Here is a 20,082-nt window from a genome sequence, read left to right on the forward strand (position 1 = left end):
CTGAAAGGCTCGGTCATCATGTCGAACCTTGACTTGGAAGGTGACCTCGGCGCCCCCCACGTCCCGACCAGGCTGTGGTGGGGCTTGCGGGGTTTGATCAATTCCGTCCTTGAGGGGTCGATTTGAGCTTCCATGGGCGCGCTGCCCAGGGCGTCGTCGACGGCGCCGATGGAGGCGGTGATGCGGGCCTCCAAGAGGTGCGCGATGAACGCGAAAGACGGGTGCTGGGCGAGTTCAACCGCTCGTTGCAACACCGGACTGTTGCAACGAGCGGAGCTGCTCTTTCAAGACCCCGCGGTCACCGCAGTGCATGCTCAGCGGCTGGGCCTTGCCGCGGATGCAACGGGGCGTGGACAACTTTTCACTCGCCCCAATGGAGCTGGGCGAGACGCTCGTCCAAAGTGAAGCTGCCGGTCTCCTGCGCGGTCTCCGGTCAGCCACGATCGGGCCGGAACACAGGTCGAATGTGTCCTGGCCCGGCTGAAGAACGCAATCCGCTCCACACCGGGTGCTTTCCACCCCGTAAGGGACAACCTCCGGGTTGGGTCAAACATGCCCGCCCATGTGGCCGAAGTCCCGATTCAGCCCCAGTAGCCGCCGACAGGCTGCCTGACCCACAGCTCCCTGTGGGAGCTACCGCCGCAGTAGAACCAGTAATCACCACTGCCGTTGCGGGGATACCTGTACCAGTCGTTGGTGGTGTCCGCTTGACTCTGGCAGTCCTTGCCGGCGTTGGCATTCCAAAGGATGTTTTCGTACGACGTGGCCGAAGCAGGTGCCACGCTGAGCGAGACAGCCGCGCCTACCATGCTTGCCAAAACTGCGACCGAGGCCACTCGTTGCTTCATATTCATCCTGCTAAACCTCTGCTCTCTTCTCATGTGTCGTTCCGACTACTAGACGGCTGCTGTCAGGCAAAAGGTTCACCTCCGACTGTGCATGCAACGCGAAGCCGCAAGTAACCGCATAAAGCCTGCCGTCCTGCGGAACAGCGGTCAGGCAGGCCGCAGGTTCTCTCACTGTTTGAGATGAAGAGACGACTGGGCGTGGGTGGGCGCCGTAGGCCGGACGGTCGGCAGGCAGGGGACCCATGCGATGGAGACCTGGCACCGATGACTCAGGTGCCGGTCCGCTCGGTGTGCACAGTCGGGGTGGTCGACCTCATACGGGGGAAGTATATGAGGGCGACCACCCCATTCCTGCGGGCGAGCCAGCCAAAGAATCCCGACCGCAGGGGCTCTTCTCCTAGGCAACGGAACGGAGGCCCGGACGGGTTCACGGGTCGGCCGAGAAAAACGCGGGAGGCGTACCGCTCCACCGGTCTGCAGTTACCCTGCTGGGAAAGTCATCGGTACCCGTGACGGCATGGGTGCGCATCACCCGAGGAGGGCTTTTTGGCGCCTTTGGTCAGTTTGATGGGTGATTTTTGGTAAGTGTCTGCAGAATTGGGTGCGGCGTTTGTTGCTTGGGTGGAGGCCGGGGCGAGCGCCTGGTTGCTGCGCCCCAATGCTCCTGTTTCGCCACAAAGTACTCCGCTTGGCTCCCAATACCTCGGTTGGTCGGTCCCGCGCCCTGACCGCCACTGCGACTGCTGGGCCACTTTGAAGAAGTGAGCGACAGCCGTCGCTACCCCAGCGACCTGTCGGACGCCTGCTGGGCGTTGGTCGAACCACCGCTGACCAGCTGGCGGACCGAGCGGGCCCGGCACGGCCTGAACATCGGACATGCACCCCGCCGCGACCTGCGTAACGTCCTCGACGCCGTGCTCTACGTGGTCCCACGCCGACATCCCCTGGCACTACCTCCCGCATGACTGCCCGCACTGGAACATCGTCTACCAGCACTTCGGCCGTCGGCAGCAAGCCGGATCTTCGAGCACCTCAACGACCTGCTGCGGCGCCGCGCCGAAGGGAACGAGGGCCGCCGACCCGAACCGACCGCCATGGTGATCGACGCACAGAGCATCAAGACTTCCACTGACGTTCCCGCAACCGACCAAGGGGTCGACCTCGGCAAGAGGTTCGTGGGCCGCAAACGCAGCAAAGCCATATTCCTTGATGAAATGTCGAGAGGAAACGTCCTCTGAAGGACATGTGCGCAGCGGAGTAATGCCTTCACACGTTTGCGGCACGGTCTGTCCCGGCCTCGAACGCCTTGAGGCCGGTTCCCCCGATCAGTCTGACCGGGCCGCCCCCGGGCGGCTTTGGACCAGGTCCGCAGTGGTGAAGGACCAGTCGAACGCATCGAGCTCCTTGCCCGCGGGAACCAGTTCGTAGGTGCGCTCCAGCCATTGCGCCAGCGACTCGGTGGGCAGCTCGAACAGGGCCGCCATGTCGCCGGAGCTCAACTGGAGCCGGGCCGTCGACCGCCCCTCCAGATCGGACGGCCACATTTGGACGTCCCCAAGGCCGCTCATCGAGTACATTCCCTGCCGGAGGAGGTCCCGCCCGATACGCCACCGGACCCGGGGGCCGCCGGCGACGACGAACTCCACAGATACGGTCAGGGGCGACTGCTGTGAGAACCGGAACTCCGCAGTGACGGCCTGGCGGGCAGAGACGCCCAGCACCCGTTCGATGTCCAGGCTCAGCTCAGGACACGAGTACGGCGTCGTGGTTCGTACACCTGGTGGATTGACGCTCATGACGGGTGGATCCTTCCCTGGGGCGGAAGCTGACCCGGTCCACTCTCGTCTCTGCGGCACCGACCGACATAAGTAACTTGACCGTCCTACATCTCCGGGGTGACGGTGGGCGACGCGACGGACGCGGGGTGCTCTGGGCGACACCCGGGTCACGGAGCCTGGCCGAGCAGCAATGTGGAGGGAGATCACGCGGGTCCGGTGCGCGTGGGCGTCAACATTAAGTCATTCGACTGTCGCCCCTGACCTGTGCCTGAACGATCCTGGAACAGTCGCCCGCGTGCCGGTGCCGGGTGGTCGCCATGCTCGGAGGAGCTCCCCGTGAACCGTACTCCCGTTGTCTTCATCCACGGTGCGTGGCTGCACGCGCTTTCTTGGGAAGCATGGGCTGAACGCTTTGCCAGCCGCGGGTACCTCGCCTTCGCCCCCGGCTGGCCGGGGGAGACCGCCACGGCTCAGGACGTACGCGCGTCTCCCGGCCTGCTCGGCAGCCTCGGTCTGGACGCGCTGACCGATCACTACGCCGCGATCATACGTTCGTTCGATGTGCCGCCGGTGGTCGTCGGACACTCGGTCGGTGGACTGATCGCGCAGCACCTCATCAGCATCAACGTCGGCCGTGCGGCGGTGGCCATCTCGGCGGCCCCGATCAACGACGTCGCGCTGCCCGCTGTGCCGGCCCATCCCTGTAGTTGTGACAGCACCGTGCATCTGGCGTCTTTGACTCCGCAGCAGTTCCATCATGTCTACGCGAACACCGTGACGACGGCGGAGTCCGACCGGCTCTTCGAGCGTTACGCGATACCGACCCCCCGCCGTCTGCTCGCCGAGCTTGGGAGCACGGACCCGGTACGCAGCCCCTGTGCTGTCGCGGACGTCGCCAATACCGGTCGTGGCCCGCTGTTGCTGGTCTCCGGACAGGAGGACCGGCTGGTGCCCGATTCCGTCACACGCGAGGTCTACAAGGAGTACGGCGACTCGACCGCGGTGACGGACCTGAAGCAGTTCGCGGACCGCGGCCACTCGCTGGTGATCGACAGCGGCTGGAGGCTTGTCGCGGACTACGTACTCGGCTGGCTGGACGAACAGGGCGTTCGTTCCCTCCCCGCGAAGAGCTGACCGTGCGGTGGCTGGCTGCCAGGGCAGCCGCCTCGGGGGCGTTTGCGCCAGCTGCCCGGCAGGGTCATACGTTCTGGTCGCCGGGGATCTTGCCGAGCGCGTCGCGCAACGCCGCTCGCGAGGCGATGCCCAGTTTGGGGAAAACCCGGTAGAGGTGAGAGCTGACCGTGCGCGGCGACAAATGCATCCGTTCGCCGATCTCCTTGTTGGTCAGTCCGCCCGCGGCGAGGTCCGCGATCCGGCGTTCCTGCCAGGTCAGCACTGCGATGTGCGCCGGGGAACCGGCAGCCGGGGCGCCGGTGGCCCTCAGTTCGGCCTGGGCCCGTTCGGTCCAGTTGGGCGCGCCGAGCCGTTCGAATGTCTCCGCGGCCAGCGTCAGGGAGTGACGTGCTGCCTTTCTCCCGTGGCTGTGTCTGAGGCGGATGCCGTGGGCGAGTCGGATGCGGGCGAGCTCGAAGGGAAAGTGGCCTGCGGCGGGATGGTTCTCGGCGCGGTCGAAGTGGGCGTCGGCCTCATCGCTGTCGGTGCTCGTCATGCTGAGGGCGCCGTAGGTGAGGAGAGCTAGACGGGGAGAGACGTCGGGGAGGCCTGCCTGGTGGGCGGCGAGGGCGTGGACGCGGGCCTGCTCTGTACGGCCGGTGTGGATGGCGGCTTCGACGAGGTCGAGGAGGGTGCGGGAAGCCTGGTGGGCGTAGGGGGTGAAGGAGCCGGGGGGCGTGATGCCGATGGCGTGGAGGTAGGCGGCTTCGTAGTCGCCTTCGGCGAGGGCGGCGGTGGTGCCGATGGCGTCGGCGATCTGCGTGAGGAACCCGACTCCACGGGGGCGTGCCCAGGTGTCGACGACCGCCTGGAGCCGGCGTGCTCGTTCCGCCTGGCCCCGCAGCGCGGCGAGCAGGCCCAGATACGCGCGGGTGTGGTGAGCGAACAGTGCGTGCTGGTGGGACATGGTCAGTTCCAGGCAGCGCTGTCCGGTCTGCTCGGCTTCGTCCCACTCGCCGACGGCAATCTGGTCCAGCATGATCAGATGCAGCATCGTCATGCCCGTGGCAACGGCTCCCGTCTCGACTTCGCGGTCCACCGTGCGCTGGAGATGCGGCCGATACCGGCTGAGTGTGTCAACGTGGTAGGCGGCGACTCCCAGCCGTGTGACGTCCCAGGGCTCGAGTTCGTGCAAGCTGGTCAGCGCACGTTGCACCCGCTTCTGCACCCCGGTACCCCGACGCACCACATCGCCCCATGCGTCCTGGTAGATATGTGAGTCCGAGGGGACCATGTCGCCCAGCGAGCCCAAGAGCTCGTGGGCCTCTTCCCATGACGCCTCGTCGCTTGCGTACTGGTTGATCGCCAGCAGTAGATTGATCAACCGGGTGAGCACCTCGTTCGACTCCAGGAACCGGCTGTCACGTATGTGTTCGACGGCCCTGACCACCTGGCGCCGGGAGGACTGCACGTCGCCGTCCTCGTACAATGCGACATATGCGGACGCGACCACTGCGGCCGGAGACTCTCCCCTTCCCGCTATGACATCGGAGCGGACCAGTTGCTGGGCTCGGTCCAGCAGTCCGGCATGTCCGGCGATGAACGCCGCGTCGCCCAGCCGTCTGGATCGCTCCTCGTGACCTTCGCTGAGCTCTGCGGCGCGCGTCAACCAGGCCACGGCAGTCAGTGCTCCGCCACGCCGGGTCGCCGACTCAGCGGCTGCTTCCAACGCTTCGGCCACTTGCTCGTCGGGGTCGACCGTCGAAGCTCCCAAATGGCCCGCCCGCCGTTCCACGTCCTCGCGGTGCACCTGCGCGAGGACTGCGTGCGCTGCGCGCCGCTCGTTGGGGGTCGCTGTCTGTACGACCGTCGACCGGACCAGGGGATGCCGGAAGACGAAGTCGCCGCTGAGCGGTTCGAGGTCCAGTAGACCGCAGCTCGCGGCTTCTTCGACGTCGGTCATGTGATATCGGATGCCACGTACACGCCCGGCCGTGGTGCCTGCACCGACGCCGTCCAGCGCGCCGCGCAGCAGTTCCGCGCGCACGGCGCCGTTGAGGGCTCCGATACGGGCGCCGTACATGTACTGGAGACGCAGGGGCAGCGGGACACCGGTGTACCCGAACGTCTCCTCGGTCTTGCGTCCGGCCCGGTGGCCACGCATGTAAGGAGGGAGTTCCAGCAGGGCCAGCGGATTGCCCTGGGCCTCGTCCAGCACGAGGCGGCGGATGCGGGGATCGAGCCCGGGGTAACACATGTCCAGAAGCTGTTCGGAAGCCGCCGGGGAGAGGGTATTCACCGGCAGTTCGGTCAGTGCGGCCGTGTCGAAGTTCGAGGCTATGTCGGAACGCAGGCCGATGACGAGTTTCACCGAGCTGCCGGTGAGCCGTCGTCCTACGAACCCGCACACGTCGGTGCTGGAGGCGTCGAGCCACTGCCCGTCGTCGAGCACAAGCAGCAGCGGCTTCTCGGAGGCCGCGAGAGACAGCAGGTCCAGGACCGCAATACCCAGGGTCATGACCGAGGGGGGCGTGCCTTCGCCCCTGCCGAAGACGACGTCGAAGACTTCCCGGTGGTTGTCGTCCAGCCGTTCGATGTGGGAGAGCAGCGGGTACAGGAACTGGTGCAGGCCCGCGAACGGGAGTTCCGACTCGGCCTCGACCCCGGCGGCTCTGATCACGTGGTGCTTGGCGCGGGCCGCGATTTCGGTGATTTGGTTCAGCAGGGCGCTTTTGCCCACACCTGTGTCACCCCGCAGGATGAGAGCCCGGCCTTCGGGAGCCTGGATGAAAGCTGACAGCGCCTCCCGCTCGCTCTCGCGGCCGACAATGGTTACGTCTTTCGGCTCCATCGTCTCTCAACTCCTCGTCCGCCGCTGGTAGCCCGCGAGACGCCGGCTGGTCACCGGCCCGTCATACCTTTGTGTGCCCATCCGGCCAGCAACATTGGCTCCACCGGGTCCGTCCGTATTCTGTCAGTCCACGTGTCGTTCCATTGGAACAGAAGAGTAGGTGCCAATGAGGTTTCCGTCACCCCTTATGGCTGGAAATGAGCTTAGAGGAACTTGTACGGGGCTGACGGCACCTCTGGGACCCCACTTCGGCCTGCAGGCTTGATGGCGGCGGCTGGCAACGTATGACGTATCTTCACACGTGTGATGCGAGGTTTGGAATACGTATTCTATGCATGGCAGGCGAAACCCTGTGGCGCGTCGGCATCAACGGGGTCTTGCGGCGAGGTTCTGACGGGCTCGGCCACTGATCTGCGGGGCCATGGCCGGGCCGGACGCCGAGCCCGGGACCCGGGTCAGGGTCGCAACGCCTGGATGGTGAGCCCGGCGTACCGGCGCCACAGTGCCGGATCCCGCTCCGAGAGGTTGACCAATTGCAGGCACATGCCGCACAGCACCACGCGCAGATCCAGCGGGGTCGCGTCCGGGCGTACTCGTCCGGCAGCCCTGGCCTGTTCCATCAGATCGGCCAGCAGATCGAGCAGGGGGGTGATGTGCGTCGTCGACCGCGCCTCGGCGAGCACCTCGGAGAGGAGGCGGTCGCGGGCGAGCGTGTCGAAGAGCAGGGGCACGTAGGCGTCGAAGGCCCACGCCGCCGCGGTTTCCGCCAGGACGGGCGCGGTGGTCCGGTCGAGGTCGGCGAGCCGGTGCCGTACGACCGCCTCCACGAGATCCTCTTTGGTGGGGTAACTGCGGTACACCGTGGCTTTGCCCACGCCGGCGCGCTCGGCGACCTGCGGCACGGTGCCCTGCAGACCGTACTTCGCGAAGACGTCCAGCGCCGCAGCGAAGACCCGTTCGCGGTTGCGGCGGGCGTCGGCGCGCTTGGCGGACACATCCTGTCGAGGCGGTTCTGGAGTCGTCTGCGCCGCGTTCATCTGTTCATTGTGCCTTCTTTGCTCCATGCCGCCTCCATGCGCCGGGAAATAAATGGACTCATAGGTCCGGTTACACTGAACACGTAAGTGGACTCATGGGTCCGGATGACATCTTCTGGGAGGATCGATGGTCACGATGACCAGCGGCGAGCACGGCTCGTCCACCGACACGACCCGCCGACTCGTTCTGGCCGCCCGCGAGATCGCGCCCTTGCTGCGCCGCGAGGCGGACGCGGCCGAACGTGACAACCGGCTGACGGCCGAAGCGGAGCTGGCACTGCGTGGGGCAGGTCTGTTCAGCCTCGGCGTACCCAAGCGTTTCGGCGGACACGAACTCTCACCCGTCGGCAGTATTGAGGTCGCGGCCGAACTGGCGCAGGCGTGTCCGTCGAGTGCCTGGGTGGTGATGGTGTCGTACATCACTCAGCAGGTGACCGGCTCGTTCGGGGAGCGGGCGCTGAGGGAACTGTGGGACGGGGGCCCTGAGGTTCCCATGTCGGGGGTGTTTGCAAGCGCTCAGGCCACTTCCGCCCCCGCAGAGGGCGGGTTGCTCGTGACTGGTTCCTGGCCTTGGGCGTCCGGCAGTCACCAGGCGGACTGGGCCTTGGTCGGCGTCCCCTTGACGGGTGATCCCGGGGTCGCGCCCGAACGTGCCTTGGCGCTCGTGCCGACGAGCGCCCTCACCATCGAAAAGACTTGGGACATGGCGGGTATGCGCGGTACGGGCAGTGACACGCTGGTGGCTGACGGAGTGTTCGTCCCGCACCACCGGCTGCGTGGCTTCGCCGATGTCCTGCGGGGCGGCACGCCGTCCGAGCAGCCGCTGTACCGGATCCCGCCGGGATCCATGATGCTGATGTCCGCGGGACCCCTGCTGGGCATCGCGCGGGCGGTCATGCGGCTCACCATGGAGGTCGTCGACGGGGGGAAGCCGATGGCGCTGTCACTGCACGCCCGGCTCGCCGACTCGCCGAGCGTGCAAGCTTCGCTCGCGGAGGCGGCCACTCTCATCGACTCCGCAGACCTGCACCTCAGGCGTTCGGCCGAGTTCATCGCAAAGGCAGCGGCTTCGGGAACCACCCCCACGCTCGTCGAGCGGGCGAGAGTACGCATGGACGCCGGACACGCTTCGGCGAGCCTGCGCCAGGCGGTCCAGACACTGTTGAGCGTCAGCGGCGCGGGCAGCTTCTCGCTCGGCCGGACCGTGCAGCGCCACTGGCGCGACCTGGAAACCGCCTCCCGGCATCCCTCGCTCAACTCCGGGCTCGCCAAGGAGATCTACGGGCGGGCGCTGGTAGGAGATGCGCGGCCGGTCAGCCCCATCGTGTGAGGTGCCGATGCTCGCGCAGTCCTTTGGGGGACCTTGTATCCGCCCGTCGGCCGAAGAAAGGGATCATGTCCGAACCCGGCACTCCAACCACCACTGACATCTCCCCGCGCGATGTGCTGGGACACTTCGCATCCGGTGTCACGGTCATCACGGCCGACGGACCGAGGGGTCCGGTCGGCTTCACCTGCCAGTCCTTTGCCTCCCTGTCCCTGGACCCCCTGCTCGTCTCCTTCGCCCCGGCCCGGACCTCCGGCACCTGGCCGCTCGTCCGAAACGCCGGCGCTTTCGCCGTCAACGTCCTGGCCGCGGACCAGTCGGAAGTGAGCGCCGCGTTCGCCCGCCGCGGAACCGACAGATTCCGGGACGTCACATGGTCGCGGGACCTCGCGGGGGCGCCGCTGCTGGCTGGCACGTGCGCATGGATCTCCTGCACCGTGTGGGACGAGTACGACGGTGGCGACCACACTCTGGTCGTCGGGCGGGTCACCGCCTTCGGAGCGGACGAAGCGGCAGAACCGCTGGTCTTCCACCGCGGCCGTTACCGGAGGATGGCCGCGGGCCGGCACCTCTCCCATCGGAGCGTGCCGCCGGGCGGGCTCCGGAGTGGTGAGGCTCACGTGAACCCCCGACAGTGACACATGCGTTTCGTCAGTAAGCGGCTCCATGCGAGCGGCGTCCATACCAACAGCGCCAGCGCCCGTGGCGGTACGGACGCCGCCGGCCACGCGGCCGGCCTCCGCAGGATGAAACGTTGCTTGAACAGCCCGCCGCTCAGCGGCCCGTCGGCGCCGGTCCGCCCGGTTCCAAAGCAGAAGTAGCTGATGCACCATGAAGGACGGCACGACCGTTTGGCTCCCGTACCGCCCGAGCCGTATTCCTGGCCTGCCGGACCGGTTCTGTTACGACCACTGGGACGGTGCGGGCCCGCTGCCCGGCGACCCCGGCGAGGTCAGGTTCCTGGTCGCGCCCCCGGCCGACGGCACCGGATACCTGCTGCGCTCCGTTCTGCCACACATGTGCAACTTGGAAGTTCTCCAACTGCTCGGCTCCGGCCATGCTCATCTTGCGTCGCTGCTGGACGCGCTGCCTGCCGGGGCAAAGCTGGCCACTGGGCGCGCGGGGCGCGGCGGGACGACTGCTCAACTGGCGGTCGCCCTGCTGCTGTCCCTGTGTCGCGGACTCGACCGGACCGCGGTCCACCGGAGCCCGGGCGAAGTCCGCGGCGTGCTGCGGTTCACACTGGTCGGCAAGCGTGTCCTGGTCGTCGGTTACGACGCGGTCGGCGCGGCCGTCGCCGTCCGGCTCGGCGCGCTCCGATGCGAGGTGGTCCTCGTGGGTCGTACGGCGCGCACCACACCGGCCGGCCGGGTGCACGGGGTGGCGGAGCTGACCGAGCTGCTGCCCACGGCGGACGCAGTGGTGCTGTGCGCGCCGTTGACCGACCTGACGCACGGCGTGCTCGGCGCCCACGCGCTGGCGCTGCTGCAGGACGGAACTCTGCTGGTGGACGTCTCCCAGGGCGGTCTCGTGGATACCCGGGCGGCGGCCGCCGCGGTGCGTGCGGGCCGGCTTCGGATCGCGCTCGACGCCACCGGTCCGCGGGCGCTGCCACCGGGCCATCCGCTCCGGGGTCTGCCCGGCGCACTGGTTGCTCCGCATGAGGGAGTGCTCGCCGACACGTTCCCCGGGACGGCCACGGACTTCCTGCGCCACCAGTTGTACCGCTACCAGCGCGGCGAGGAACTGTACGACGTCGTGCCGGAGACGACCGGAACCGCAAGGGGTGATCGGGTTGCCTAGGCTCATGACGGCATTCACGGACGGTGGCCACCCGACGGCATTCGGACCCGACAGCGGTCTTGCTCAGGTGCTCTCCTTCTTCGAGCCGGAAGCCAGCTCCTTCTCACCAGCGGCCTGGCAGGCTTTCACCGCCACGTGGAACTGGGCCGCGCCGCTCGCAACCGCCTTTCCCCTCACGGACCCGAGCGGGGGGCCGGCGGCCCGCCCGGTGCCTGGCGGCTTCACCCTGTCCGGACGATGGCAGCTACCCCCGCGTGCCGGAACCGCGCGGTGGCTGGCCCTGCCGCTCACCGGGGGCGTGCCGCAGCCCACGCACACGACGACGCACAACGGTCCTGACCTCTTCGTGTTGCCCTCGAAGGTGCTCACGGGCGCGGTCGATGGCTCATCGGGCGACGACGACATGTCCAGGCCGGTGTTCCGGTCCGACGGGCTGTACGTGCCGACGGGGTTCGCCACGTATGCCGGAGGCACGCCGTTGCGAGCCGAGGACGCGGCCTTCGTGTGGACAGCGGCCGCGGCCCTGGCACTGGGTACGGCCCGGCGTATCACTTATGTGCTGGCAGTCTCGGCTCCGAGCGGGACATCCCCCGAGAATGGGGGGTCGGTGCCTGTCACCGTCGCGGCCGCCGAACTGGCCTCCGTGCTGCACGACGAGCGACTGAGTCTGGCGGCGGTCCTGCAGGGAGCCCCCTCCGCGCGGCAGGGTCTGTCCCTCTCCGCGGCGGAGAAACTCGCCGCACACGTGCGGCAGACGGTCGACCTCGTCCACCACGTGATCGCGGTGGCGTACGAACGCGCCCTGATGTCAGGCCGGGACGACAGGCAGCACCCGCTGGCCAAGCTGATCGAATCCGGCACTCCGATACTGCAACAAGCACGGTATGTCACGGAGCTGCTGCCGCCTTCCGACGCAACCGGCTGCAGAAAGGTTCAGGACCGTTGACAACCGTCGCGTACCAGTGAGAACCGGGATCAAATTCGGCGACCCACCGCGCACGCCCTGTATCCGCGGTGCGGTGAACTGGCCTGCACGAGGTGCAGGTCCAGGGATCTGCCGTGGAGGGACAAAGATGATGACAGCAGGCATCCGGGAGCCAATGGCCGACTTCGGCAGTCTCTGCGCAGCCTTCCAAGCGACGGTGCGGGAGCGGCCGGACGAGACGGCCCTGACCGACGCGCGGGGAACCACGGAACTCACCTGGGCCGAGTGCGCGCAGCGGGTGGAACGGCTCGCCGGTGCGCTTGCCGCTTTGGGTGTGGGACCCGGCGACACAGTCGCCCTGCTGCTGCGCAACCGGCCTGAGTTCACCCTTCTGGACACGGCCGCCATGCACCTGGGCGCCGTGCCCTGGTCGGTGTATCCCACGTCCTCGCCCGAACAGATCCGCTTCATGCTGAACGGCGTCATCACACGGGTCGTGGTGGGGGAGCGTGACCTCCTCGCGCACGCGGGCGATCTCCGCGACGGCACGTCGGTGCGGCATGTAGTGGACGTCGACGACCTCGACGCACTGCCGGCGACCCCTGCCTCCTTCGACTTCGCCGCGGCCTGGCGCGCCGTGGGTCCCGAGTCACCGCTGACGATCATCTGGACGTCGGGCACGACGGGCGACCCGAAGCCAGTGGAGCTCAGCCATGGCGCTATGACCGCGATGCTCCGCTCGCTGACACGGCTCGGGGGCCTGGAGCGGGGCGGCAGGGTCATCTCCTGTCTGCCCTCGGCACATGTGGCCGACCGCTGGATGGCGCACTACTGGTGGATGGCACTCGGCATGAGGGTGACCTGCCTCGCCGACGGTGCCCGGATTCTGGACGAGCTGCCGCACGTGCGACCGACGTTCTTCGGGTCGGTGCCCCGTGTCTGGGAGAAACTGCGGGCGGTGCTGGAGTCCCAGGGAGTCGATCCGGCGCACCTCACCCGGAACGAGGCCGAGGCGGTCCGGCACCGGATCGGGCTCGGCGAGGCACGTCTGCTCGTCGCCGGGGCCGCGCCACTCACGGTAGCCACCCTCACGTTCTTCACCGCGCTCGGACTGCCGCTGACCGAGGTCTGGGGCCTGTCCGAGACCTGCGGGGTGCTCACCGCCAACCCGCCGGGGGACCGTCGGCCGGGAACTGTGGGCGTACCCCTGGACGGGGCGGCGGTGTGCATTGCCGCGGACGGCGAAGTCCTGGCCCGCGGACCGCAGTTGCTGACCGGGTACCGGGGTCGTCCCGGGGCGACGGCGGCGGCGGTCGTCGACGGCTGGCTGCACACTGGCGACCTGGGCGAGCTGGACGAGGACGGCTACCTGACCATCACCGGGCGCAAGAAGGACATCATCATCAACAGCTCCGGCAAGAACATGTCGCCGGTGGCCATCGAGAACGCGCTCAAGTCCGCAGGTCCACTGATAGGCCAGGCCTGTGTGCTGGGGGACGATCGCCCGTACAACGTTGCCCTGCTCGTCGTCGATCCGGACGCGGTCCGTGCCTGGGCAGCCGCCCACGGACTCGACCACCGGCCCTACGCCAGTCTGACCGGTGAGGAGTCGCTGCTCGCGGAGGTCGCGGCGGAGGTCGCGGCGGCGAACAGCAGGCTCTCGCGCGTGGAACAGGTGCGGCGCTGGCGCGTGATGCACGCCGACTGGCTCGCCGACAGCGACGAGTTGACGCCGACGATGAAGCTGCGGCGCTCACGGGTGGCGCACAAGTACGTGTCGCTCATCGACGCTCTGTACGAGTGAGCGCGGGCCGGGGCGGCTGAGGGGCTCGCACGCGGCAGGGGATGGCGTCCGCGCGCCCTTGAGGACATTTCGCTCCCGGCGATGCCGCCGCCGTGGCCTATTGGTCGTCCTGGGCCGGTGCGACCTCCGAGAGCCGCTTCAGCTGCGCGAGCCACAGGATGTTCAGGCGCTGTGGCCATACCGGGGACAGCAGTTCGCAGGATGTGACGGCGGGTCCCCGGACGACGTTCTCGGTCACCACGCGGGTGCCGTCCTCGGCCGCGGTGAACAGCCAGGCCTGGTACAGCTGGACTCCGGCGCCGATGCCTGACCAGCCGAAGCGGTGCGGCGGGATGTGTTCTCCCAGGAAGATCTCGAACCGGTGCCCGTGGAACAGCACCTCGAAGGTGCGTTCGAGCGGCCCGGTCTGTGCCCCGGTGATGCCCGGCACCCATTCCGGCCAGCGCGTCACATCGGCCAGCAGGGCGAAGGCCGTGGCCGGCGGCGCGTGTACGACGGCCTGTGCCTGGCAGAAGCCGTGGCCCTGGCCGGGCGAGAAACCGGATGGCCAGTGAATGTTCGGATGACTGTCCGAGGTCTCGTACATCCAAGTCCCCTCTCGGCGGCACGAGGTGGCGTCAGGATTTGCCACCGGAGAAGGACCGTCCGTAAGAACATTCCCACCTCCACTGTGCGCGCGGACCTGGAACCCGGCATACGTCAAATGACTGAGCCGACGATGCGGCCGTCAGTAGTCGGCGTCCAGTTCGTGGAGCGCGTCCCTCAGGGCCGCACGCGAGGTGATGCCCAGCTTGGGGTAGATCTGGTAGAGGTGTGTGCCGATGGTCCGGTGGGACAGGAAGAGCCGCTCGGCGATCTGCTTATTGGTCAGTCCGGTCGCGGCGAGTCTGGCGATCTGCAGCTCCTGTGCGGTCAGTGCCACGGGTCCGGGCCTGATGGCGGACGGCGCGGACTGGCCGCTCGCCCGCAACTCGGCTGCCGTACGCATCACCCAGGGCCTGGCGCCCAAGCGCTGGAAGGCCTCCAGCGCCAGAGCCAGCTGCTCCCGGGCTTCCGCCATGGCGCGCAACCGCCGCAGTCGTTCGCCGTGGAAGAGGCGTACCCGTGCGACGTCGAAGGGTCGGCGTTCCGGCTCGGGCAGGGACAGCGCCTGCTGGAAGAGGAGGGTTCCCGCTTCATCCGGGCTGGTCAGTGCTTCACAGGCCAGCGTCAGCAGTTCCAGCCGGGGTGACAGCTGCGGCATGGCCGACGCCCGCACCGCTGCCGCGTGCGCGGCAGCCTCCGTGTGGCGGCCGGTCCTGACGGCCGCCTCGACCAGGTCCATCGTGCCCCACATGGCGATAGGCACGTAGGGCGCCACAATTCCCGGCGGGCTGAGCGCGCAGGCGTGCTGGTACGCGGCTTCGTAGTCGCCGTTGCCAAGAGAGGCCAATGCCCGGGCATGGCAGGCGAAGAACCGTGCGCCATGGGCTCCGCGCGGCGTGGCCCACCGGACGATCTCCTCGGTCAGCGCGGCACTGGTCTGCGCGTCACCTTGCGCCGCAGCCACGACCGCCTGCACGTAGTGGAAGTACCACGCGAAGAACCGGTAGTCGTGGTTGTCGCACAGGGACAGTCCTTCGGCGGCCAGCTGAGCGGCGTCGTCCCACCTGCCCAGCTGGTAGTAGTCCAGACCCATGTGCATCAGGGCGCCCAGGTACCGGCGGACGGGGGCGGTGCCGGCCCGCCCCTGCTCGACGAGCCTGCGCGAGGCCCACCGGAAGTCGCCGAGCCGGTCCGGGTAGACCGAGGCGGTGCCGATGCGCACCACCCGGGTGGGGTCGTCCCCCACGTCGGCGATCAGCCTCTCCAGGCCGGGCAGTGCCGCCGGTCCCGTGCGCGCCGGATCCGCGAAGGTCCGGGTGAGGACCCACAGCAGTTCGGGCGGGCCGGGGGTCAGCCTGTCCACGAACGTGAGCAGGGGCTGCCACAGCTTCGGGTCACCGCCGTACCAGCACAGCAGCACCAGGGTGTGCAGAGCCTCGACGAGAGCACCGTCCGAGGCGTCGTAGCCGTGGTCCCCGGCTTCGATCGCTCCCACCAGCAGCCGGTACGCGGTGTCGATGTCGCCGTCTTTGTTGATCAGCAGGAACGCGGACGCGGCTGCCGCGTGCAGTGACTCCTGGCCGGTGGGGTGGACGAGCCGGGCCCCCGCCAGCAACTTCGAGGCGTCCTCCAGTTCACCACCCGCGTCCGCGCCGATGTAGGCCGCCTCGGCCAGGCGGCGGCTCTCGTCGGCCGCCACGGTACTGAGCCCGGCGGCACGGGTCAGTGCCGTCACCGCGCCGAGCGCGTCACCGCGCCGCAGCCGGTGGTGCGCGGCCTCCTCCAGCAGGGCCGCGACCGCCGCGTCGGGGCCGACGGCTGCTTCCCCCAGGTGCCAGGCGCGGCGCTCCGGCTGGTCGCGGAGTACGTCGGCGAGAGCCCGGTGGACCCTTCTGCGTTCCGCGGCGGTCGCCATGCCCACCACCGCGGAGCCGATCAGGGGATGGCGGAAGAACAGCCGCCGGTTGTGGGGCGAGACCGTCACCAGACGGTCGCGCTCCGCGGGCACCAGATCGTCGACCGTCGCCCGGCCGGCCACGGCCGCCTCGATCGAGGCGAGGTCACCGGTCCCCTCCAGCGCCGCGGTCAGCAGCAGATCGCGGCCGGCCGCGGGGAGGTGGGCCACCCGCGAGGCGAACAGGTTCTGCAGGCGCTCGCTCAGGGGCAGCACTGCAGGCACCTCCGTCAGGGTCGTGCGCTGCTCGGCGGAGAGTGCGACCGGCAGCTCCACAAGCGCGAGCGGATTGCCGCGTGCCTCGGTCGCGACACGACGCCGTACGGCGGGGGAGAGGTCGGGATGCCTGAGGGCGAGCAGCGCGGCCGACGACGCGTCGTCCAGCGGCTGCAGTCTGTACTCGCTCAGGCCGCTCGACTCGAAGAAGCTGTCGGAACCGTCGCGGGAGGCCGCAAGGAATCCGACATGACTGCCGATCAACCGTCGGGCCACGAAGCCGAGCACGGCGTTGGTCGCCCGGTCCAGCCACGGCAGGTCGTCGATGACGAGCAGGAGCGGTGTGCGGGCGGACAACAGCCGCAGCAGCAGCAGAACCGCGGTGGAGGTGAGCAGCCGATCAGGGGCAGGTCCGCTGCCGATGCCCACCGCGACCCGCAGGGCATCGCGGTGCACGACGTCCAGGACCTCGAAGTCGTCGAAGAGCGGTATGAGGAGCTGATTGAGACCCGCGTAGCTGAAGTCCGCCTCGAACTGCACGCCGGCCGCGCGCAGGACCCGGACGCCGTCCCCCGGAGCGTTGGCCGCCACCGCGTCGAGCACCGCCGTCTTACCGACTCCCGCCTCGCCCGAGAGCAGGAGCGCGGCTCCCTGTACGTCGGAGTTGCCGAAAAAGGACTGGATGAACGCCAGATCCGCGTCCCGTCCCACCAGAGATGTCGAAGCCGGCCAGGTCGACGAATCCCGGTCGTCCATCGGGTGCCTCCAACGGCTGACGTGCGGAGGCCCGGTGCCGACGCCGACCTGACTGTGCCCGCACTCCGGCTCTGTGCGAACTATGCAATCACCACAGTCTAGAGGACGACCTGATTTCACCGTTGTCTCTCACGTCGGCCTGTCTTCTGCTGAATCGGGCGCACCGCGGGAACCGGCGGGCACCATCCGCTTGATCTGAACCCCGGGCCGTCCCGCGTCGTTGTACCGGACGTGGATATTTCGTACCTGGGACCGGACGGGAAGACGCTGTGACGGATCGTGCGGCCGCGGTCGAATCGATGGCACAACTCTCCACGGTCTGGCGCGCCATGGTGCTCGACCGGGACGAGACCGCGGACGTACGGGACCTGCCGGGCATCGCCGTGCGCTGGGCGGATTGCCGCTTCGCCTTCTGGAACGCGGTCACCCTGACCGACACGGGTGCCGACGTGCCGTTGCTCGAACAGCGCCTGCACAGAGCTGCGCACATCATGCGTTCCAAGGAACACCCGGGATTCCTGTGGTTGTTCGAGGATCTCCTTGAGGACGACGCACGCGCGGCGCTCGATGACGCGGCGGAGCGTGCGGGTCTGGCTTACGCCTTCCCCGGTACCGGCATGGCCGGGGACCTGCTGCCGGTACCGGAACCGCACCATCCGGAGCTGATGTTCGAGCGGGTGAGCTCCGACGAACAACTGCGCGCCTACGCTGATCTCAACTCACGTGCGTACGGATTCCCCCTGACCGACGGCCGTGACGGCCTTGCCGGCTCCGTGCTGTGGAAGCGGGAGGTGTACGCCTACCTCGCCCTGCGCGACGGGGTCCCGGTCGCCTGCGCCGCGACGGTCGAGGCGCAGGGCCGGCTGTTCGTCGTGCTGGTCGCCACCGACCCGGACCAACAGCGCAGGGGGTATGGCGAAGCCGTGACACGCAAGGCGCTGTATGAGGGCGGCCGGGCCACCGGGCTGAGGCGGGCCACCCTGCACGCGACCGCCGCCGGGGCGCCCGTGTACCCGCGGATCGGCTTCGAGCCGAACTCCCCGATGCGCTTCTACGCGCTTGAAGGGTGAGGCCCGCCGTCGACGGAGAGCTCCGCGAGCCTGCGGGAGGCGTCAGGGGCACGGTCCTCCGACCGCTCCCTGAAGCATCGGTGACCTCCGTCGTGGACGTACGTACACCTTCGCCGCCTACCGTCACCTGACTGACGCGCGAGGTCTGTCCGGCGGGGCAAGCTGAAACGGGCCGACACCTCCCGCGCAGTCGTCGACGTCCGGGAAGGTCCGGGCGGGGTGCGGCCGACACGGAGAAGGGGAACTCCCATGGTTCCGGTGCAGCACCGTTGGCTGAAGAGCAGTAATCCGATACTCACCCGGCCTCAGTTCGAACGCAGAGGCGGGCAGAAGACGGCGGCCCGCGGCCCGGAGCCCGGGGCTGCCGTCGTTTCTGGACGGTCCGGGGCGGGCAAGGAGCCGGCGCGGGGTTACGAGGAGGACTCCGCTCCTCCGCCGTTCGTCGTTGGTGACCTGATGACGATGGATGCCGTCCTTTTCCGTGCGGCGGCGGCTCTTGCGGTGACGGCCGCGGTGGCCGGGCTGTCGTGGACAGTACCGCCGGTCTCCTCCTGCAACACCGCCGCCTCGTATGGCATCGCGGGCGCCGCCGGGCTGGCCGCGGCGGCATTGGTGGTGGTCCAGCGCCGCAGGAGCCGGCCGTCGGCCCTGCCGGCCCTGGTGTTCGCCGCTGTGCAGGGCGTGTTTCTCGGTGTGCTTTCGAATACGGTCTCCAGCCACTTCTCACCGGGTGCCCTCGTCCAGACCGTCCTGGGCACGATGGCGGCATCTGCCGCAACCCTGCTTGCACACAGAATGCGCTGGATGCGGGCGGGCCGGCGTGTGCGCGGCCTCGTCGGCGCCGCCCTGCTCGGGCTGTGCATCCTTGCGCTGGTGGACTGGCTGCTGTTTCTGCTCGTGGGCGCCGACGGGCCGGGCCTGCGGTTCTCCGGCCTCGGCGTTCTCATGGGCGTCACGGGCGTCGTGCTGGGACTGTCGTTCCTGCCGCTGCATCTCGGCCAGGTCGAGGAGGGCCTCACACACGGTGTCTCCCGTGACTGTTCCTGGCCGGCCGCGTTTGGGCTTACCTTGACCCTGTCGTGGCTGTACGTGGAGAGTGCGCGGCTGTTCACCCTCTTTCCGGACGACCTCTACTAACCGCACCGCACCGCAGCGTGGCGAGGATCCTGCGGTCCGGTCGGTCCTCCGGCCGCGGCCGACGGGCACAGTCCTCGCATGAGCACGCCGAGGAGCCGCTCGGCTTTGACCCGGTCCCCGGCACCGGTACCGATGTGCCACAAGGGACCGAGTAGCAGGAGTATGTCTTCGGGTGTCGTCCCGGGCACGATGGTGCCGGCGGCCTCGTTGGCGTCCACCAATGCCGACAGGGCCTTCAGCAGCGGCCGGTACGGTTCGTCGCGCTGCTCCATCAGCGCGACCGCGGCTCCCTTCATGGCTCCTGCGAGCTCCGGGGCGTTCCTGCCCAGGCGGAACAGGCTGTCCAGCCACGTGCTCAGTGCGAGCGGTGGGCTGTAGGAGGCCAGGAGGGCCAGTACGGTACCCACCAGTTCATCGACCTCCGCGCCGTACACCTCGAACACCAGGAACTCCCGGCTGGGGAAATGGCGGTAGAGCGTCCCCTTGCCGACGCTCGCCCTGTTCGCGATGGACTGCAATGAGGTGTCACCGGGAGAGGCGAGCACCTCGGCCGCCGCCACGAGGATGCGGGCTCGGTTGGATTGTGCGTCCGACCTCATCGCTGATCGTTCTCTCTTCAGTACGGTGCCGCGACAGGACACATGTCGTTCCGTCCGGGCAGGTGGGGGTGACCCGTACGACTCATAGGTTTATGAAACCTACACTGTGCCGGATTGTTGGCAGCCGACATATGTACTGTGTTCATTGGAGGACAGGGCCGATGATCACGCACGCCATACGCACATGTTTCCTGTACATGGGCAGGGCGAGGTTTCACCGCGACACCTGGTGGCACATCACCGACCGCATCATCCGCACGGAACAGAAGGCGACTCATC

General features: G+C 68.3%; 14 protein-coding genes and 1 pseudogene. 9 read left to right on the forward strand and 6 right to left on the reverse strand.

From position 1 onward, the window contains the following. Positions 1 to 1,609: 1,609 nt before the first annotated feature. A pseudogene (locus C6Y14_RS45690) lies at positions 1,610 to 2,050 on the forward strand (transposase); the annotation flags it as partial. 123 nt (positions 2,051 to 2,173) lie between these two features. Here C6Y14_RS45690 and C6Y14_RS11985 read toward each other — a convergent pair. After that, positions 2,174 to 2,644, reverse strand: coding sequence for an SsgA family sporulation/cell division regulator (locus C6Y14_RS11985; RefSeq protein ID WP_199854713.1), 471 nt, complete (start codon positions 2,642 to 2,644; stop codon positions 2,174 to 2,176). A 318-nt stretch (positions 2,645 to 2,962) separates the two neighbouring features. Between C6Y14_RS11985 and C6Y14_RS11990 the strand changes: the two genes are divergently transcribed. Further along, positions 2,963 to 3,760 (forward strand): alpha/beta hydrolase, encoded by a 798-nt coding sequence (locus tag C6Y14_RS11990; protein ID WP_107016587.1) that lies wholly within the window; start codon positions 2,963 to 2,965, stop codon positions 3,758 to 3,760. Between the two features lie 64 nt (positions 3,761 to 3,824). Here C6Y14_RS11990 and C6Y14_RS11995 read toward each other — a convergent pair whose 3' ends face one another. Next, positions 3,825 to 6,590 carry a helix-turn-helix transcriptional regulator gene (locus C6Y14_RS11995; protein WP_107016588.1) on the reverse strand — a complete coding sequence of 922 codons (2,766 nt, stop codon included), beginning with the start codon at positions 6,588 to 6,590 and terminating at the stop codon, positions 3,825 to 3,827. Positions 6,591 to 7,045: 455 nt separating this feature from the next. After that, positions 7,046 to 7,627, reverse strand: coding sequence for a TetR/AcrR family transcriptional regulator (locus C6Y14_RS12000; RefSeq protein WP_107016589.1), 582 nt, complete (start codon positions 7,625 to 7,627; stop codon positions 7,046 to 7,048). A 127-nt stretch (positions 7,628 to 7,754) separates the two neighbouring features. Here C6Y14_RS12000 and C6Y14_RS12005 point away from each other — a divergent pair, with 127 nt between their 5' ends. The 5 genes from C6Y14_RS12005 (at position 7,755) to C6Y14_RS12025 (ending at position 13,486) form a co-directional block, all read left to right on the forward strand. Next, a complete protein-coding gene (locus C6Y14_RS12005; RefSeq protein ID WP_107016590.1) occupies positions 7,755 to 8,957 on the forward strand; it encodes an acyl-CoA dehydrogenase family protein in 1,203 nt (400 codons plus the stop codon). 65 nt (positions 8,958 to 9,022) lie between these two features. Then, positions 9,023 to 9,592, forward strand: coding sequence for a flavin reductase family protein (locus C6Y14_RS12010; protein WP_107016591.1), 570 nt, complete (start codon positions 9,023 to 9,025; stop codon positions 9,590 to 9,592). Between the two features lie 193 nt (positions 9,593 to 9,785). Further along, positions 9,786 to 10,757 (forward strand): NAD(P)-dependent oxidoreductase, encoded by a 972-nt coding sequence (locus C6Y14_RS12015; RefSeq protein ID WP_107016592.1) that lies wholly within the window; start codon positions 9,786 to 9,788, stop codon positions 10,755 to 10,757. A gap of 4 nt (positions 10,758 to 10,761) precedes the next feature. Continuing rightward, complete coding sequence (locus tag C6Y14_RS12020; protein ID WP_107016593.1) at positions 10,762 to 11,703, forward strand: hypothetical protein; 942 nt, start codon at positions 10,762 to 10,764, stop codon at positions 11,701 to 11,703. A gap of 127 nt (positions 11,704 to 11,830) precedes the next feature. Then, the gene (locus C6Y14_RS12025; protein ID WP_159074221.1) at positions 11,831 to 13,486 is read left to right on the forward strand and encodes an AMP-dependent synthetase/ligase; all 1,656 of its coding nucleotides are present in this window, start codon (positions 11,831 to 11,833) and stop codon (positions 13,484 to 13,486) included. Between the two features lie 97 nt (positions 13,487 to 13,583). On the opposite strand, the gene C6Y14_RS12030 is transcribed toward C6Y14_RS12025, so the two are convergent. Together C6Y14_RS12030 and C6Y14_RS12035 are read right to left on the reverse strand one after the other, a co-directional pair. Next, the gene (locus tag C6Y14_RS12030) at positions 13,584 to 14,072 is read right to left on the reverse strand and encodes an SRPBCC family protein (RefSeq protein WP_107016595.1); all 489 of its coding nucleotides are present in this window, start codon (positions 14,070 to 14,072) and stop codon (positions 13,584 to 13,586) included. A gap of 141 nt (positions 14,073 to 14,213) precedes the next feature. Continuing rightward, a complete protein-coding gene (locus tag C6Y14_RS12035; RefSeq protein WP_107016596.1) occupies positions 14,214 to 16,997 on the reverse strand; it encodes an ATP-binding protein in 2,784 nt (927 codons plus the stop codon). 269 nt (positions 16,998 to 17,266) lie between these two features. On the opposite strand from C6Y14_RS12035, the gene C6Y14_RS12040 reads away from it, so the two are divergent. Then, the gene (locus C6Y14_RS12040; RefSeq protein ID WP_199854714.1) at positions 17,267 to 18,067 is read left to right on the forward strand and encodes a GNAT family N-acetyltransferase; all 801 of its coding nucleotides are present in this window, start codon (positions 17,267 to 17,269) and stop codon (positions 18,065 to 18,067) included. A 249-nt stretch (positions 18,068 to 18,316) separates the two neighbouring features. Then, on the forward strand, positions 18,317 to 19,204 hold the full coding sequence (locus C6Y14_RS12045; RefSeq protein WP_107016597.1) for a Bax inhibitor-1/YccA family membrane protein: 888 nt from the start codon (positions 18,317 to 18,319) through the stop codon (positions 19,202 to 19,204). Here the strand turns inward: C6Y14_RS12045 and C6Y14_RS12050 are convergent. After that, positions 19,201 to 19,803: a TetR/AcrR family transcriptional regulator gene (locus C6Y14_RS12050; protein ID WP_107016598.1), complete on the reverse strand. Its 603-nt coding sequence runs from the start codon at positions 19,801 to 19,803 to the stop codon at positions 19,201 to 19,203. The two genes, C6Y14_RS12045 and C6Y14_RS12050, sit on opposite strands and share 4 nt — an antisense overlap. Positions 19,804 to 20,082 lie beyond the last annotated feature (279 nt).

Origin of the sequence: Streptomyces dioscori (assembly GCF_003024195.1) — a bacterium.
Taxonomy (GTDB): domain Bacteria; phylum Actinomycetota; class Actinomycetes; order Streptomycetales; family Streptomycetaceae; genus Streptomyces; species Streptomyces dioscori.